Origin of the sequence: Pseudomonas sp. NFPP02, from assembly GCF_900119355.1 — a bacterium.
GTDB classification, from domain to species: Bacteria; Pseudomonadota; Gammaproteobacteria; order Pseudomonadales; family Pseudomonadaceae; genus Aquipseudomonas; species Aquipseudomonas paracarnis.
Genome location: NZ_FPJI01000001.1, coordinates 668924 through 682839 on the forward strand (window position 1 = coordinate 668924; position 13916 = coordinate 682839).

Sequence of the window (13916 nt, forward strand, 5' to 3'; positions counted from 1 at the left end):
TCAGATGCAGTTCACGCTGCGCTCTTCGGCCAATAGTTGGCGGGTTGAGTCGTACAGCCGGATGTTGGGCGTGAACGCCAGTGAGCGCCCTTCCAGCACATAGCGCTGGCCGGCCTGAAAGTGGTCGTACTGCAGCGTCATGAAGCAGGTGCGATACATCATCTGGCTGAGGCCACCCAGGCCGCCGCCAGCGGGCACTTCAAAGTCAAAGCGCACCATCAGCTCGTGAGGGCCGGGAGGCATTTGAAAAAAGCGCCCGTCGTCGAGGTTTTTCCCGTCCAGGCGCTGAGCCATTACCAACTTGGAACCCGGTGTCGGCGTGGTGAAATCGACCCAGGCCTGCTGCGGGTCCACGGGGGGGATGGGGGTCGAGGCGCAAGCGCTGAGGAATACAGCGGCGACGGGAAGCAAGAGCGGGCGCATGGCAAGTACTCAACACGAGAAGAGGCTTGAGTATAAACACGCCACGCCGTGGAAAAATCCCCTGCAAGCGCGATAGTCTGGCGAACCCATCACCCAGGAGCAGTCAGTGCATGATCAGGCGTTTTCTTCCAGGACTGATGGTTTTGCTGCTCAGCGGCTGCTCCAGTGTCAGTTATTACAGCCAGTTGGCGAGTGGCCAGTGGCACCTGTTGCGGGCACGGGAGCCGGTTGCCGAGGTCATCGCCGACCCTGCTCGCCCGCCACTGCTGCGCGAGCATCTGGCTCAATCGCAGAAAGCTCGAACCTTTGCCAGTGAACATCTGCACCTGCCGGACAATCAAAGTTACCGACTCTATGCCGATATCGGCCGACCCTATGTGGTCTGGAATGTCTTCGCCACGCAGGAATTTTCTCTGTCACCCCAGAACCATTGCTTTCCCATCGCCGGTTGCGTCGCCTATCGCGGCTACTACAACCAAGGTGCGGCCCGGGGCGAGGCGGCGCTGTTGCGGCAACAGGGCATGGATGTGTCGATCGGCGGCGTGGAGGCCTACTCCACCCTGGGCTGGTTCAACGACCCGATCATGAGCTCGATGATGAGCTGGGGCGATGAGCGCCTTGCCACGCTGATTTTCCATGAGCTGGCCCACCAGCGCTTCTACGTGAAGGATGACACCGAGTTCAACGAGTCCTATGCCAGTTTTGTCGAGCAGGAGGGCACGCGCCAATGGCGTGCGGCGCGGGGCCTGGCGCCTGTCGGCGATGCGGCGTTGAAGCAACGCGATCAATTTATCCGGCTGATTCTCGATACCCGTAGACGCCTGGAGGCGTTGTACGCGCAGCCGTTGGCAGCGGACGCGATGCGCCGGGCCAAAGCGGCGCAATTCGAGCAGTTGCGTAGTGAATACCGGCACCTGCGTGATAGCCAATGGGGTGGTGACAAGCGTTATGACGCCTGGATTAACCAGCCGATGAATAACGCGCGGCTTTTGCCGTTTGGGTTGTATGACCAATGGGTGCCGGCGTTTGCGGCGTTGTTTGCGCGGGAAGGCGGGGATTGGGTGAGGTTTTATGCGGCGGTGGAGAAGTTGGGTGGGCTGCCGGTGGAGCAGCGTAAAGCGGCGTTGAGGCAGTTGGAGACGGTTGGTCGTTAGGGCATCTTCGCAGGCAAGCCAGCTCCCACAGTTGACCGATTTTCAACATGAGGATGCGGTCAACTGTGGGAGCTGGCTTGCCTGCGAAATCGCTCTTAAGACCTCTGCAAAAACGCCTGATGCATCTGGTCCAGCGTCTCGAAATGCCAGGTCGGTGCCTCGGCACTCAGCTCTTCAAAACTACCAAACCCATACCCCACGGCGGCCGAATCCAGCCCATTACTGCGTGCGCCGATCAGGTCATGCTTGCGATCACCGATCATCAAGGTGGTGGCCGGGTCCAGCCGTTCCTCACGCATCAAATGCGCGATCAACTCGACCTTGTTGGTACGCGTGCCGTCCAGTTCGCTGCCGTAGATCACCTTGAAGTACTTGGCAAAGTCGAAATGCCGCGCAATCTCGCGGGCAAATTCCCACGGTTTGGAGGTGGCTACGTACAGCTGACGCCCTTGGCTGTTCAACTCTTCCAATAACGGCATGACGCCGTCGAACACGCGGTTTTCGTACAGGCCGGTGACCTTGAAGCGCTCACGGTAGAAATTCACCGCCTCCCATGCCTTGGCCTCGTCGAAGGCGTAAAACTGCATGAACGCCTGCAGCAAGGGCGGGCCGATGAAGTGTTCGAGTTTGGTCAGGTCGGGCTCATCAATGCCCAGTTTGGCCAGGGCGTGCTGGATCGAACGGGTAATGCCCTCGCGTGGGTCGGTGAGGGTGCCGTCCAGGTCGAACAGGACGGTGGGGTGATGCAGGGTCATTGATCGAATCCTTCAGCCAGGTGCAGGTCCTTGAGCTTCACGTAGTTCGCAGCGCTGTAGGTGAAAAAGGCGCGTTCTTTGTCAGTCAATGCGCGAACCTGTTTGACCGGGCTGCCCACATACAAAAAACCACTGTCGAGTTTCTTGCCTGGCGGCACCAGGCTGCCGGCGCCGATGATCACGTCGTCTTCGACCACGGCGCCATCCATCACGATACTGCCCATGCCGATCAGGACGCGGTTACCCACGGTGCAGCCATGCAGCATGACCTTATGGGCGATGGTTACATCGTCGCCGATCAGCAACGGGAAACCCTCAGGATTGAACGGCCCCGCGTGGGTAATGTGCAGCACGCAGCCGTCTTGCACGCTGGTGCGCGCACCGATGCGGATGCGGTGCATATCGCCGCGAATCACCGTCAGCGGCCAAACCGAGCTGTCAGTGCCGATTTCGACATCGCCGATCACCACCGCCGAAATATCGACAAACGCCCCGGCGCCGAGGGTTGGCGTGTGGTTCTGATAGGTGCGAAGGGTCACGATAGCCTCTCTCTCTTCTGCTGATAGCTGCGGTGGGTGTTGATTGTAATTAAGATGGCCCCATCTTTGTTCTACATGTTTCTTCAGCCAAGGTACCCACCGTGAGCGCGAACAACCCTCTTTTGCAGTCCTACGACCTGCCGCCGTTCTCGGCGATCCGTGCCGAGCACGTGCAGCCGGCCATCGAACAGATCCTCGCCGACAACCGCGTGGCAATCGCAGAGATCCTGCAAAGCCAGGGTAAAAATCCGACGTGGGCAGGCCTGGTCCTGGCCATGGATGAACTCAATGATCGCCTTGGCGCGGCCTGGAGCCCGGTCAGCCACCTCAATGCCGTGTGCAACAGCGCCGAACTGCGCGAAGCCTACGAGGCGTGCCTGCCGGCATTGAGCGCCTACTCCACCGAAATGGGCCAGAACCGTGAGCTGTTCCAGGCCTTCGAAGCCCTGGCCAACAGCCCGGAAGCTGCCGGTTTCGATGTGGCGCAAAAAACCATTCTGGAACACTCCCTGCGTGACTTCCGCCTGTCGGGTATTGATTTGCCGCCGGAGCAGCAAAAACGCTACGCCGAGGTGCAGAGCAAGCTGTCCGAGTTGGGCAGCAAATTCTCCAACCAGTTGCTGGACGCCACCCAGGCCTGGACCAAGCACGTCACTGATGAGGCGACACTTGCCGGCCTGACCGATTCGGCCAAGGCGCAAATGGCTGCCGCCGCCCAGGCCAAGGGCCTCGACGGCTGGCTGATCACGTTGGAATTCCCCAGCTACTACGCCGTCATGACCTACGCCCAGGACCGTGCCCTGCGTGAAGAGGTGTACGCCGCCTACTGCACCCGTGCGTCGGACCAGGGCCCTAATGCCGGTCAGAACGATAACGGCCCGGTGATGGAGCAGATCCTCGACCTGCGTCAGGAACTGGCCCAATTGTTGGGTTATGCGTCGTTCTCCGAGCTGAGCCTGGCCACCAAGATGGCCGAATCCAGCGACCAGGTGCTGAGCTTCCTGCGCGACCTGGCCAAGCGCAGCAAGCCGTTCGCCGCCCAGGACCTGCAGCAACTCAAGGCCTACGCCGCCGAGCAAGGCTGCGCTGATCTGCAGAGCTGGGACAGCGGTTTCTACGGCGAAAAACTGCGTGAGCAGCGCTACAGCGTGTCCCAGGAAGCGCTGCGCGCCTACTTCCCCATCGACAAAGTGCTGGGCGGCCTGTTTGCCATTGTGCAGCGCCTGTACGGCATCGAGATCGCTGAGCTTAAAGGCTTCGACACCTGGCACCCGGATGTGCGCTTGTTCGAGATCAAGGAGAACGGCGAGCACGTCGGACGCTTCTTCTTCGACCTGTATGCCCGCGCCAACAAGCGTGGCGGAGCCTGGATGGACGGTGCCCGTGACCGCCGCCGTACCCTTGATGGCGTGCTGCAAAGCCCCGTCGCCAACCTGGTGTGCAACTTCACCCCGGCCGACAGTGGCAAGCCTGCCCTGCTGACCCACGATGAAGTCACCACTCTGTTCCACGAATTCGGCCACGGCCTGCATCACCTGCTCACCCGCGTGGAGCACGCCGGCGTATCCGGTATCAACGGTGTGGCGTGGGACGCGGTGGAACTGCCGAGCCAATTCATGGAGAACTGGTGCTGGGAGCCTGAAGGCCTGGCGCTGATCTCCGGCCACTACGAAACCGGCGAGCCCCTGCCCCAGGACCTGCTGGAAAAAATGCTCGCGGCGAAAAACTTCCAGTCCGGCCTGATGATGGTGCGTCAGCTGGAGTTCTCGCTGTTCGACTTTGAACTGCACGCCACCCATGGCGATGGTCGCAGCGTGGCCCAGGTACTTGAAGGCGTGCGCGATGAAGTCTCGGTCATGCGCCCACCGGCCTACAACCGCTTCCCCAACAGCTTCGCTCACATCTTCGCCGGCGGTTATGCGGCGGGTTACTACAGCTACAAATGGGCGGAAGTGCTGTCGGCGGACGCGTTCTCCAAGTTTGAGGAAGACGGCGTGCTCAACGCCCAGACCGGCCGTGCCTTCCGTGAAGCCATCCTGGCCCGTGGCGGCTCCCAGGCGCCGATGGTGCTGTTCGTCGATTTCCGCGGACGCGCGCCATCGATTAACGCACTCTTGCGCCACAGCGGCTTGAGTGAGGACGCGGCAGCATGAGTGAAGGGCCTGTGATTACCAAAAAGCAATTTATCGCCGGGGCGGTCTGCCCGGCGTGCAGCGAGCCGGACAAGTTGAAGATGTGGACCGAAGACAGCGTGCCGCACCGCGAATGCGTGGCCTGCGGGTATACCGATACGCTGAATGATCAAGGCCTGTCGGTGCCCAAGGAATTGGGCACTAGGGTCAATACCACCGCGTTGAAAGCGCCGGCCGATCCTAAGGTGCAGGCAGTGCAGTTCTTCCCGAACCCGAAGCTGAAAAAAGACTAAGCCGGCACTCACTGTAGGAGCGAGCTTGCTCGCGAAGAACTCAACAGCGCGGCGTTTATCCAGGAAAACGCGCGTTATCGTTAACGTTCTTCGCGAGCAAGCTCGCTCCTACAATTTTTTTTCTTCCTTACCCGTTGTGGTGATCCAGCCTTTCATTGAGCACAACGCAAAGGCGCTGGTGCTGCAATCCCCATTCGCCAAAGCTGTGCGCAACTTGTCGACATCGGCTTTCATCATGTAGCGAACGCCATCCTTTAAACCATTGCTGCTGCCAAAGCCGCCCAAGGTCATTTCGTTCAGCGCGTCCTCCTTGCTCCACCCTTGAACCACCACCCGATACATCGCTGCCATCAGGCCGGTGCGGTCGGCGCCGTGCTTGCAATGCATCAACACAGGGCCATCGGCCTCTGCTGCCTGAATCGCTCTGATTGCCGCCAGCACGTCGGCATCGTCGACGTGGTTGGTTCGATAGCTCAACTGCACCTGTTTGATATCAGAGGACTGGAGCCACTGCGTATCAGATTCTGGCAAGAAGTTGATGACCGTAACGATCTTGAGTTTTTGCAATAACGGCAGCGCATGTCCATCCGGCAATGCGCTGCGATAGAGCGTGGGTGTCATCTGGTGCAGGTTGTATTGGTTACCCACCGGCTGGGCCCACTCCGGCGAGCGGATCGACGCAGCCTCATCGGCTTGTACGGTGCTGAACAGGCTCGTGAGCGCCAGGCCGAGAACGAGGAGTAAGCGTGTGTTGAACATGAACGTTGTGACCGAGCTAGGAAGTGGCTGATGGGCCGCAGATTCACTCAAAGCGGGTCAATACGGCGTGAGGTCCGTGTCAAAGAATCGTGATGCCTGGGATCTGATCCGGTGTTTTTGTCACCGAATCGACGCCTCTGAATTCTTAGCCTGCTATCATTTGTAACTAATGTTTGCCATTGTGCTGTGTCTGCTTGGATCCAATTAGCGGCAAAGCCTTCACGCTGCTCCCAGAAGCGGCGGATAAACCCGTGACCACATGATGAGGTGTACCTATGTCTGATCAAGATCAAGACAACCCCCGGCGTGACTTTTTACGCAAATCCTTGACCTTGATCCCGGTGGTCACGGTTGCCAGCAGCGGCCTTGGCGGTTCGATGTTGATGGCCACGCCGGAACCGGCCCAGGCCGAGCCGGCCAAACCCGCGGTCAGCGACAAAGCCTACGAGCCAAGTTATTTCACGGCCGAGGAATGGGCGTTTATCAACGCCGCCGTCGAGCGCTTGATTCCCGCTGACGCCCAAGGCCCAGGTGCCTTGGAAGCTGGCGCGCCGGAATACATCGACCGCCAGATGAACACCCCTTACGCCAGTGGCGCCCTGTGGTTCATGCAAGGCCCGTTCAACGCTGATGCGGCGCCGGAGATGGGCTGGCAAAGTAAATTGGTACCCAAGGAGATCTATCGCCTCGGCATTGCTGCTACGGATGCGTGGTCGAAAGCGTTCAACGGTAAGGCTTTTGCTGCGCAAGACAGCGCTACCCGAGACGATATGCTGCGACGCCTGGAGGCTGGCGGCAGTGAAGTCGCTGCGCACTTCGACGCGGTGCCGCCCAAGATGTTCTTCAACCTTTTGCTGCAAAACACCAAGGAAGGCTTCTTCTGCGACCCTATCCACGGCGGTAATAAAGGCATGGTCGGCTGGACCATGATCGGCTTCCCCGGCGCCCGCGCCGATTTCATGGATTGGGTGGAACGCAACGAGCAATACCCCTTCCCGGCTGTTTCCATTCGCGGCGAGAGGGCGTAAACGTGGCGACCATCATGAAGAAAGTGGATGCTGTGATTGTGGGCTTCGGCTGGACGGGCGCGATCATGGCCAAAGAGCTGACAGAAGCGGGCCTCAACGTGGTAGCGCTGGAGCGCGGCCCGATGCAGGACACTTATCCAGACGGCAACTATCCCCAGGTCATCGACGAATTGACCTACAGCGTGCGTAAGAAGCTGTTCCAAGACATCTCCAAAGAAACGGTGACAATTCGCCACAGCGTGAATGACGTCGCCCTGCCCAATCGTCAGTTGGGCGCGTTCTTGCCGGGCAATGGCGTTGGTGGTGCGGGGCTGCACTGGTCCGGCGTGCATTTTCGCGTTGATCCAATTGAGCTGCGCATGCGCAGCCATTACGAAGAGCGCTACGGGAAGAACTTCATTCCCAAGGACATGACCATCCAGGACTTCGGCGTCAGCTACGAAGAGCTGGAGCCGTTTTTCGACTATGCGGAAAAAGTCTTTGGCACCTCCGGCCAAGCCTGGACGGTCAAGGGCCAACTGGTCGGTGAAGGCCGTGGCGGCAACCCCTACGCGCCGGATCGCTCCAACCCGTTCCCGCTGGAGGCGCAGAAAAATACCGTCTCCGCCCAGCTGTTTCAGAAAGCGGCGACCGACGTAGGTTACAAACCTTACAACCTGCCTTCGGCCAACACGTCGGGGCCGTACACCAACCCCTACGGTGCGCAGATGGGCCCGTGCAACTTCTGCGGCTTTTGCAGTGGCTACGTGTGCTACATGTATTCCAAAGCCTCGCCGAACGTGAACATCCTGCCGGCCTTGCGCCAGGTGCCCAACTTCGAGCTGCGGCCCAATTCCCACGTGCTCAAGGTCAACCTCGACAGCACCAAGAAGAAAGCCACCGGCGTGACCTACATCGACGCCCAGGGCCGCGAGTGTGAACAACCGGCCGACCTGGTGATTCTTGGCGCCTTCCAGTTCCATAACGTGCGCCTGATGCTGCTGTCCGGCATCGGCAAACCCTACGACCCGATTACCAACGAGGGTGTGGTAGGCCGCAACTTCGCCTACCAGAACATGGGCACCATCAAGGCGTTCTTCGACAAGGACACCCACACCAACAACTTTATCGGCGCGGGCGGCAATGGCGTGGCCATCGACGACTTCAACGCCGACAACTTTGACCATGGCCCCCACGGCTTCGTGGGTGGTTCGCCGATGTGGGTCAACCAGGCGGGCAGCCGGCCGATTGCCGGTACGTCCAACCCGCCGGGTACGCCAGCCTGGGGCAGTGCCTGGAAGCGCGCCACCGCCGACTACTACACCCATCAGGTCTCAATGGATTCTCACGGTGCCCATCAATCCTACCGGAGCAACTACCTGGATCTGGACCCGGTTTACCGCGATGCCTACGGCCTGCCGCTGCTGCGCATGACCTTCGACTGGCAAGAAAACGACATCAAGATGAACCGCTTCATGATGGAAAAAATGGGCAAAGTGGCCCAGGCCATGAACCCCAAGGCCATCGCCGTGCTGGGTAAAAAAGTTGGTGAGCATTTCAATACCGCCTCCTACCAGACCACCCACCTCAACGGCGGCGCGATCATGGGCACCGACCCGAAAACCAGTGCGTTGAACCGCTACTTGCAGAGCTGGGATGTGCACAACGTCTTTGTCCCTGGTGCTTCCGCTTTCCCACAAGGCTTGGGCTACAACCCTACCGGCCTGGTGGCAGCGTTGACCTACTGGTCGGCTCGCGCGATTCGCGAGCAGTACCTCAAAAACCCCGGCCCGCTGGTTCAGGCATAAGGAGCGATGACCATGAAAGCACTCGTTATCGCCTCCCTGGCGCTGTTCAGCAGCTGCTCGATCAGCGCCGCCGAAACCGATCTGATCAAGCAGGGTGAATACCTGGCACGTGCCGGCGACTGCGTCGCCTGCCATACCGCCAAGGGTGGCAAGCCCTTCGCTGGCGGCCTGCCGATGGAAACGCCCATTGGCGTGATCTACTCCACCAATATCACCCCGGACAAGACCGGCCTGGGCGACTACAGCTTCGAGGATTTCGACAAGGCCGTGCGCCATGGTGTCGCCAAGAACGGTAGTACGCTTTACCCGGCGATGCCTTACCCGTCTTATGCACGTGTCAGCGACAGCGATATGCAAGCGCTGTATGCGTACTTCATGAAGGGGGTCGAACCGGTTGCCCAGGAAAACAAGGACAGCGATATTCCCTGGCCCCTGAGCATGCGTTGGCCGTTGGCGGCCTGGCGTTGGATGTTTGCCCCGGCAGTCGAGGCGCATCAGCCGCAAGCCGCTGCCGACCCGGTGATCGATCGCGGTGCCTACCTGGTGGAAGGTCTCGGACATTGCGGCGCCTGCCATACGCCGCGTGCCCTGACCATGCAGGAAAAAGCCCTGAGTGCCACGGACGGCAGCGCCTTCCTCTCTGGCAGTGCGCCGTTGGAAGGCTGGATTGCCAAAAGCCTGCGCGGCGATCACAAGGATGGCCTCGGCAGCTGGAGCGAAGAGCAGCTGGTGCAGTTCCTAAAGACCGGTCGTAGCGACCGCAGTGCGGTGTTCGGCGGTATGAGCGATGTGGTCGTCCATAGCATGCAGTACATGTCCGAAGATGACCTGACCGCTATCGCGCGATACCTCAAGAGCCTGCCGGCAGTCGATCCGAAGGACCAGCCGCACCAGTACGACAAACAGGTAGCGCAAGCGTTGTGGAAGGGTGATGACAGCAAGCCGGGCGCCTCGGTGTATATCGACAACTGCGCGGCCTGCCACCGTACCGACGGCCATGGCTATACGCGGGTATTCCCGGCGCTGGCGGGCAACCCGGTGTTGCAGACGGCAGATGCCACGTCGTTGATCAACATTGTGTTGAACGGCGGCACCTTGCCGGCCACCCATGCGGCGCCATCAACCTTCACTATGCCGGCGTTCGCCTGGCGTCTGTCGGACCAGGAAGTGGCGGATGTGGTCAGTTTTATCCGTGGCAGCTGGGGCAACCAGGGCGCGCCGGTCAAGGCGAGCGATGTGGCGGACCTGCGCAAAAACGATCTGCACACCACCTCGGGCGATGACCTGGGGCAGGTGACGCAAAAGCACTGATAAGTTCGCTGGCCGCCCAACGGCACTGGTCAGAAACCTCGCGCCTCGATACTGTATATAAAAACAGTATAGAGGCGTTTTCATGTCTACTGCGCTGCCGCCCCGTGGCCGGGGTACGGCCACCAATCTGCATAATCGCTTTGCGCCCACCGTCAGCGTGGCCGAGGACGACGGTTGGTACCAGGAAGTGCCGCCGACCCAAGGCACCGAAGTGCGTATCGAAACGGCCAAGACCATCATCACCCGCAACAACTCGCCGGACTTGCCCTTTGATCGGTCGATCAACCCGTATCGTGGTTGTGAACATGGTTGCATCTACTGCTATGCGCGGCCCAGCCATGCCTATTGGGACATGTCGCCCGGGCTGGACTTTGAAACCAGATTGATTGCCAAGAGCAATGCGGCCGATGTGCTGGAACAGCAGCTGTCCAAGCCGGGCTACGTGTGTGCGCCGATCAACCTGGGCTCCAATACCGATCCGTACCAGCCAATCGAGCGCGAATACCGGATCACCCGGCAAACCCTTGAAGTACTGCTGCGCTACCGCCACCCAGTGACGATCATCACCAAGGGCTCGCTGATCCTGCGCGACCTCGACCTGCTGACCGAGTTGGCCCGCCAGCGCCTGGTGGGGGTGATGATCAGCCTCACCAGCCTGGACGACGAACTCAAGCGCATCCTGGAACCGCGCACGGCGGCCCCCAAGGCACGGCTGCGGGCGATTCGGGTAATGCGCGACGCAGGCATCCCGGTGGGCGTGCTTTGTTCGCCAATGATCCCGATGATCAACGACAGCGAGCTGGAGAGCCTGCTTACCGAAGCTCACGCGGCCGGCGCACAAAGCGCGGCGTATATGATGCTGCGCCTGCCGTTGGAGGTGGCGCCGTTGTTCGAGGAGTGGCTGGCGGCCCATTACCCCCAGCGAGCAACCCATGTGATGAGCCTGGTGCGTCAAGTACGCGGGGGTGAGGTGTATGACAGCCGGTTTGGCGTGCGTATGCGTGGTGAAGGGCCGTTTGCCGATTTGCTGGCGCAGCGTTTCAGCAAGGCGATCAAGCGTCTGGGGCTGAATCGGCGGGAAGGGTTCAACCTTGATTGCACGGCGTTTTGCCCACCGGGCAGGCAGATGGCTTTGTTGTAGACTGAGGGAGAGACGTGCACCTTTGCTGTAGGAATAGTCGCGTTTTGACATCACTGAAACCCGCGTTCTAGAGCGGTTCATTCAGTTTGAGTTAAGTTTCGACGGTTACCTTGTTCAGCGAGTGACTGATGAGTCGGCGGCCTGGGCGGTGCTTGTTTTACAACTATTTCACCGCCATGGCGTCGAACTGACCTGAACCCTCCCCTGCATTGATCAAGAGGATGAATCATGAGTGACAAGGATAAACAGCCGTTGGCTGCGTCGGCTTCAGCCCCTCAGGTGGCGGAATCCGCCGATGCAGCGCTGCAGCATATCGTTGACGGCTTTTTGCATTTCCATCACGACGTCTTCCCCCAGCAGGAAGAACTCTTCAAGAAACTCGCCACCGCCCAGAGCCCACGGGCGATGTTCATCACCTGCGCCGACTCGCGCATCGTGCCCGAGCTGATCACCCAGAGCTCCCCAGGCGACCTGTTCGTGACCCGTAACGTCGGTAACGTGGTGCCGCCCTACGGCCAGATGAACGGCGGTGTTTCCACGGCTATTGAATACGCTGTGCTCGCCCTTGGCGTACAGCACATCATCGTGTGCGGGCATTCGGACTGCGGCGCCATGCGTGCCGTGCTCAACCCCGACAGTCTGGAAAAGATGCCGACGGTCAAGGCCTGGTTGCGTCACGCCGAGGTCGCCAAGACCATGGTCCATGACAACTGCGACTGCGCCAACGAAGGCGAGAGCATGGCGGTGCTGACCGAAGAAAACGTCATCGCCCAACTGCAACATTTGCGTACCCACCCTTCCGTGGCTTCGCGCATGGCCAATGGTCATTTGTTTATCCATGGTTGGATCTACAACATCGAGACCAGCGAAATTCGGGCCTACGATGCGGACAAAGCGGCGTTCCGACCGCTGAACGGCACCGAGCCGATCCCTTCAGCGACGCCTAAAGCGCGCTTCTAAAACACTTCCCTGCCGGGTAATGCGGTGGCTGCCATGGATGCAGCCAGGCTTTACCGCGCCCGGCGAATGCCTCGGGAGAGTCATCATGCGTGCTGCTCAATTGAAAGCTGTATTGCCACGGGAGCTGCTCGCCTCGGTGGTTGTTTTTCTGGTCGCCTTGCCACTGTGCATGGGCATCGCGATTGCGTCCGGCATGCCGCCGGCCAAGGGCCTGATCACTGGCATCATCGGCGGCCTGGTGGTGGGCTGGTTGGCCGGCTCGCCGCTGCAAGTCAGCGGCCCGGCGGCGGGTCTGGCAGTGCTGGTGTTCGAGCTGGTGCGCCAGCACGGCATGCTGATGCTGGGGCCGATCCTGTTGCTGGCCGGCTTCCTGCAATTGGTTGCCGGGCGTTTGCGCCTGGGCTGCTGGTTTCGCGTCACCGCGCCGGCGGTGGTCTACGGCATGTTGGCCGGGATTGGCGTGTTGATCGTGCTGTCGCAGGTTCATGTGATGCTCGACGGCGCGCCCAAGCCTTCAGGGCTGGATAACCTGGCCGGCTTCCCGGCAGCGCTGGCTGCAGCAATTCCTACCTTCGGCGGCGGGCTCGGCTGGCAGGCTGGCGTACTTGGTTTGTCGACGATGTTGGTGATGTACCTGTGGGACAAATTCCGCCCGCAACAACTGCGGTTTGTACCTGGCGCGTTGCTTGGCGTGGGCCTGGCGACTGTTGCCAGCCTGGTGCTGGCGTTGCAGGTCAAGCGCGTGGAAGTCCCGGAAAACCTTGCGGACGCTATCGACTGGCTGCGCCCCAGCGACTTGCTGAACCTGGCGGATCCACAGTTGCTGATCGCGGCATTCGCCGTGGCGTTTATTGCCAGTGCCGAAACCCTGCTGTCTGCCGCAGCGGTGGACCGCATGCACAGTGGTCAACGTTCGGATTTCGATAAGGAATTGTCGGCCCAAGGGGTGGGCAACATGCTCTGCGGTCTGGTTGGCGCTTTGCCAATGACCGGCGTGATCGTGCGCAGCTCGGCTAACGTCCAGGCCGGGGCAACCACGCGTCTGTCGGCGATGTTCCATGGCCTATGGCTGCTGGGTTTCGTGCTCTTGCTGTCGAGCGTGCTGCAGAGCATTCCGGTCGCGAGCCTGGCGGGTGTGCTGGTGTACACCGGCATCAAGTTGGTAGACATCAAGGCGTTCAAGGCGCTAGGCCGCTATGGGCGGATGCCGATGTTCACCTATGCGGCCACGGCACTGGCAATCATCTTCACCGATTTGCTGACCGGTGTGCTGGTGGGGTTTGGGCTTACATTGGTGAAGCTGGCGTTCAAGGCGTCGCGCCTGAAAGTCAGCCTGATCGACCTGCCCCAGGAAGGTGAGATGGAGCTGCGTTTGACGGGGGCGGCGACCTTTCTGAAGGTGCCGGCGTTGACTCAAGTGTTGTCGGCGGTACCTGCGGGGACCACCCTGCATGTGCCGTTGAGCAACTTGAGTTACATCGACCACTCTTGCCTGGAGTTGCTGGAAGAATGGGGCCGGGCGAATGCGGCCAAGGGCTCGACGTTGGTGATCGAGGCTCGCGGTTTGAAGCGTCGGCTGGAAGGTCGGGTGAGAACGACAGTGGGGATCGGCTCAGCGCCTGCCTGACCTCTCA

At 60.3% G+C, this 13916-nt stretch carries 13 protein-coding genes; 9 read left to right on the forward strand and 4 right to left on the reverse strand.

The features are described 5' to 3' along the window. Nucleotides 1-423 carry a PA0061/PA0062 family lipoprotein gene (locus tag BT204_RS03085; RefSeq protein WP_057975188.1) on the reverse strand — a complete coding sequence of 141 codons (423 nt, stop codon included), beginning with the start codon at nucleotides 421-423 and terminating at the stop codon, nucleotides 1-3. Nucleotides 424-533: 110 nt separating this feature from the next. Between BT204_RS03085 and BT204_RS03090 the strand changes: the two genes are divergently transcribed. Then, the gene (locus BT204_RS03090; RefSeq protein ID WP_057975187.1) at nucleotides 534-1577 is read left to right on the forward strand and encodes an aminopeptidase; all 1044 of its coding nucleotides are present in this window, start codon (nucleotides 534-536) and stop codon (nucleotides 1575-1577) included. Between the two features lie 95 nt (nucleotides 1578-1672). Here the strand turns inward: BT204_RS03090 and BT204_RS03095 are convergent, their stop codons facing one another. Further along, the gene (locus tag BT204_RS03095) at nucleotides 1673-2332 is read right to left on the reverse strand and encodes an HAD family hydrolase (RefSeq protein WP_072445696.1); all 660 of its coding nucleotides are present in this window, start codon (nucleotides 2330-2332) and stop codon (nucleotides 1673-1675) included. Beyond that, complete coding sequence (locus tag BT204_RS03100) at nucleotides 2329-2871, reverse strand: gamma carbonic anhydrase family protein (protein WP_057975185.1); 543 nt, start codon at nucleotides 2869-2871, stop codon at nucleotides 2329-2331. Before BT204_RS03100 ends, BT204_RS03095 begins: the two co-directional genes overlap by 4 nt. A gap of 101 nt (nucleotides 2872-2972) precedes the next feature. On the opposite strand from BT204_RS03100, the gene prlC reads away from it, so the two are divergent. Both prlC and BT204_RS03110 read left to right on the forward strand, forming a co-directional pair. Next, nucleotides 2973-5024, forward strand: a complete 2052-nt coding sequence (gene prlC, locus BT204_RS03105; RefSeq protein WP_072445697.1) for an oligopeptidase A — start codon at nucleotides 2973-2975, stop codon at nucleotides 5022-5024. After that, a complete protein-coding gene (locus BT204_RS03110; RefSeq protein WP_020301415.1) occupies nucleotides 5021-5296 on the forward strand; it encodes a YheV family putative zinc ribbon protein in 276 nt (91 codons plus the stop codon). The genes prlC and BT204_RS03110 overlap by 4 nt, the downstream gene beginning before the upstream one ends. A 108-nt stretch (nucleotides 5297-5404) precedes the next feature. On the opposite strand, the gene BT204_RS03115 is transcribed toward BT204_RS03110, so the two are convergent. Continuing rightward, on the reverse strand, nucleotides 5405-6055 hold the full coding sequence (locus BT204_RS03115) for a dual specificity protein phosphatase family protein (RefSeq protein ID WP_072445698.1): 651 nt from the start codon (nucleotides 6053-6055) through the stop codon (nucleotides 5405-5407). Between the two features lie 275 nt (nucleotides 6056-6330). On the opposite strand from BT204_RS03115, the gene BT204_RS03120 reads away from it, so the two are divergent. From BT204_RS03120 to BT204_RS03145, 6 genes are all read left to right on the forward strand, one after another. Continuing rightward, entirely contained in the window at nucleotides 6331-7083 is a 753-nt protein-coding gene (locus BT204_RS03120) for a gluconate 2-dehydrogenase subunit 3 family protein (RefSeq protein WP_072445699.1), read from the forward strand. Nucleotides 7084-7085: 2 nt separating this feature from the next. Then, a complete protein-coding gene (locus BT204_RS03125) occupies nucleotides 7086-8870 on the forward strand; it encodes a GMC family oxidoreductase (protein WP_032894333.1) in 1785 nt (594 codons plus the stop codon). Between the two features lie 12 nt (nucleotides 8871-8882). Beyond that, nucleotides 8883-10181 (forward strand): cytochrome c, encoded by a 1299-nt coding sequence (locus BT204_RS03130; RefSeq protein WP_072445700.1) that lies wholly within the window; start codon nucleotides 8883-8885, stop codon nucleotides 10179-10181. An 82-nt stretch (nucleotides 10182-10263) separates the two neighbouring features. Next, nucleotides 10264-11322: a PA0069 family radical SAM protein gene (locus tag BT204_RS03135; RefSeq protein WP_034129221.1), complete on the forward strand. Its 1059-nt coding sequence runs from the start codon at nucleotides 10264-10266 to the stop codon at nucleotides 11320-11322. 228 nt (nucleotides 11323-11550) lie between these two features. Continuing rightward, nucleotides 11551-12282: a carbonic anhydrase gene (locus BT204_RS03140; RefSeq protein WP_003187331.1), complete on the forward strand. Its 732-nt coding sequence runs from the start codon at nucleotides 11551-11553 to the stop codon at nucleotides 12280-12282. 85 nt (nucleotides 12283-12367) lie between these two features. Continuing rightward, nucleotides 12368-13909 carry a SulP family inorganic anion transporter gene (locus BT204_RS03145; protein ID WP_034129222.1) on the forward strand — a complete coding sequence of 514 codons (1542 nt, stop codon included), beginning with the start codon at nucleotides 12368-12370 and terminating at the stop codon, nucleotides 13907-13909. The last annotated feature ends 7 nt before the right edge of the window (nucleotides 13910-13916 follow it).

Bases quoted from the DNA above. Each gene is read 5' to 3' on its own strand.
- BT204_RS03085 (WP_057975188.1), bottom strand. From the start codon at position 423: ATGCGCCCGCTCTTGCTTCCCGTCGCCGCTGTATTCCTCAGCGCTTGC.
- BT204_RS03090 (WP_057975187.1), top strand. From the start codon at position 534: ATGATCAGGCGTTTTCTTCCAGGACTGATGGTTTTGCTGCTCAGCGGC.
- BT204_RS03095 (WP_072445696.1), bottom strand. From the start codon at position 2,332: ATGACCCTGCATCACCCCACCGTCCTGTTCGACCTGGACGGCACCCTC.
- BT204_RS03110 (WP_020301415.1), top strand. From the start codon at position 5,021: ATGAGTGAAGGGCCTGTGATTACCAAAAAGCAATTTATCGCCGGGGCG.
- BT204_RS03115 (WP_072445698.1), bottom strand. From the start codon at position 6,055: ATGTTCAACACACGCTTACTCCTCGTTCTCGGCCTGGCGCTCACGAGC.
- BT204_RS03120 (WP_072445699.1), top strand. From the start codon at position 6,331: ATGTCTGATCAAGATCAAGACAACCCCCGGCGTGACTTTTTACGCAAA.
- BT204_RS03130 (WP_072445700.1), top strand. From the start codon at position 8,883: ATGAAAGCACTCGTTATCGCCTCCCTGGCGCTGTTCAGCAGCTGCTCG.
- BT204_RS03135 (WP_034129221.1), top strand. From the start codon at position 10,264: ATGTCTACTGCGCTGCCGCCCCGTGGCCGGGGTACGGCCACCAATCTG.
- BT204_RS03140 (WP_003187331.1), top strand. From the start codon at position 11,551: ATGAGTGACAAGGATAAACAGCCGTTGGCTGCGTCGGCTTCAGCCCCT.
- BT204_RS03145 (WP_034129222.1), top strand. From the start codon at position 12,368: ATGCGTGCTGCTCAATTGAAAGCTGTATTGCCACGGGAGCTGCTCGCC.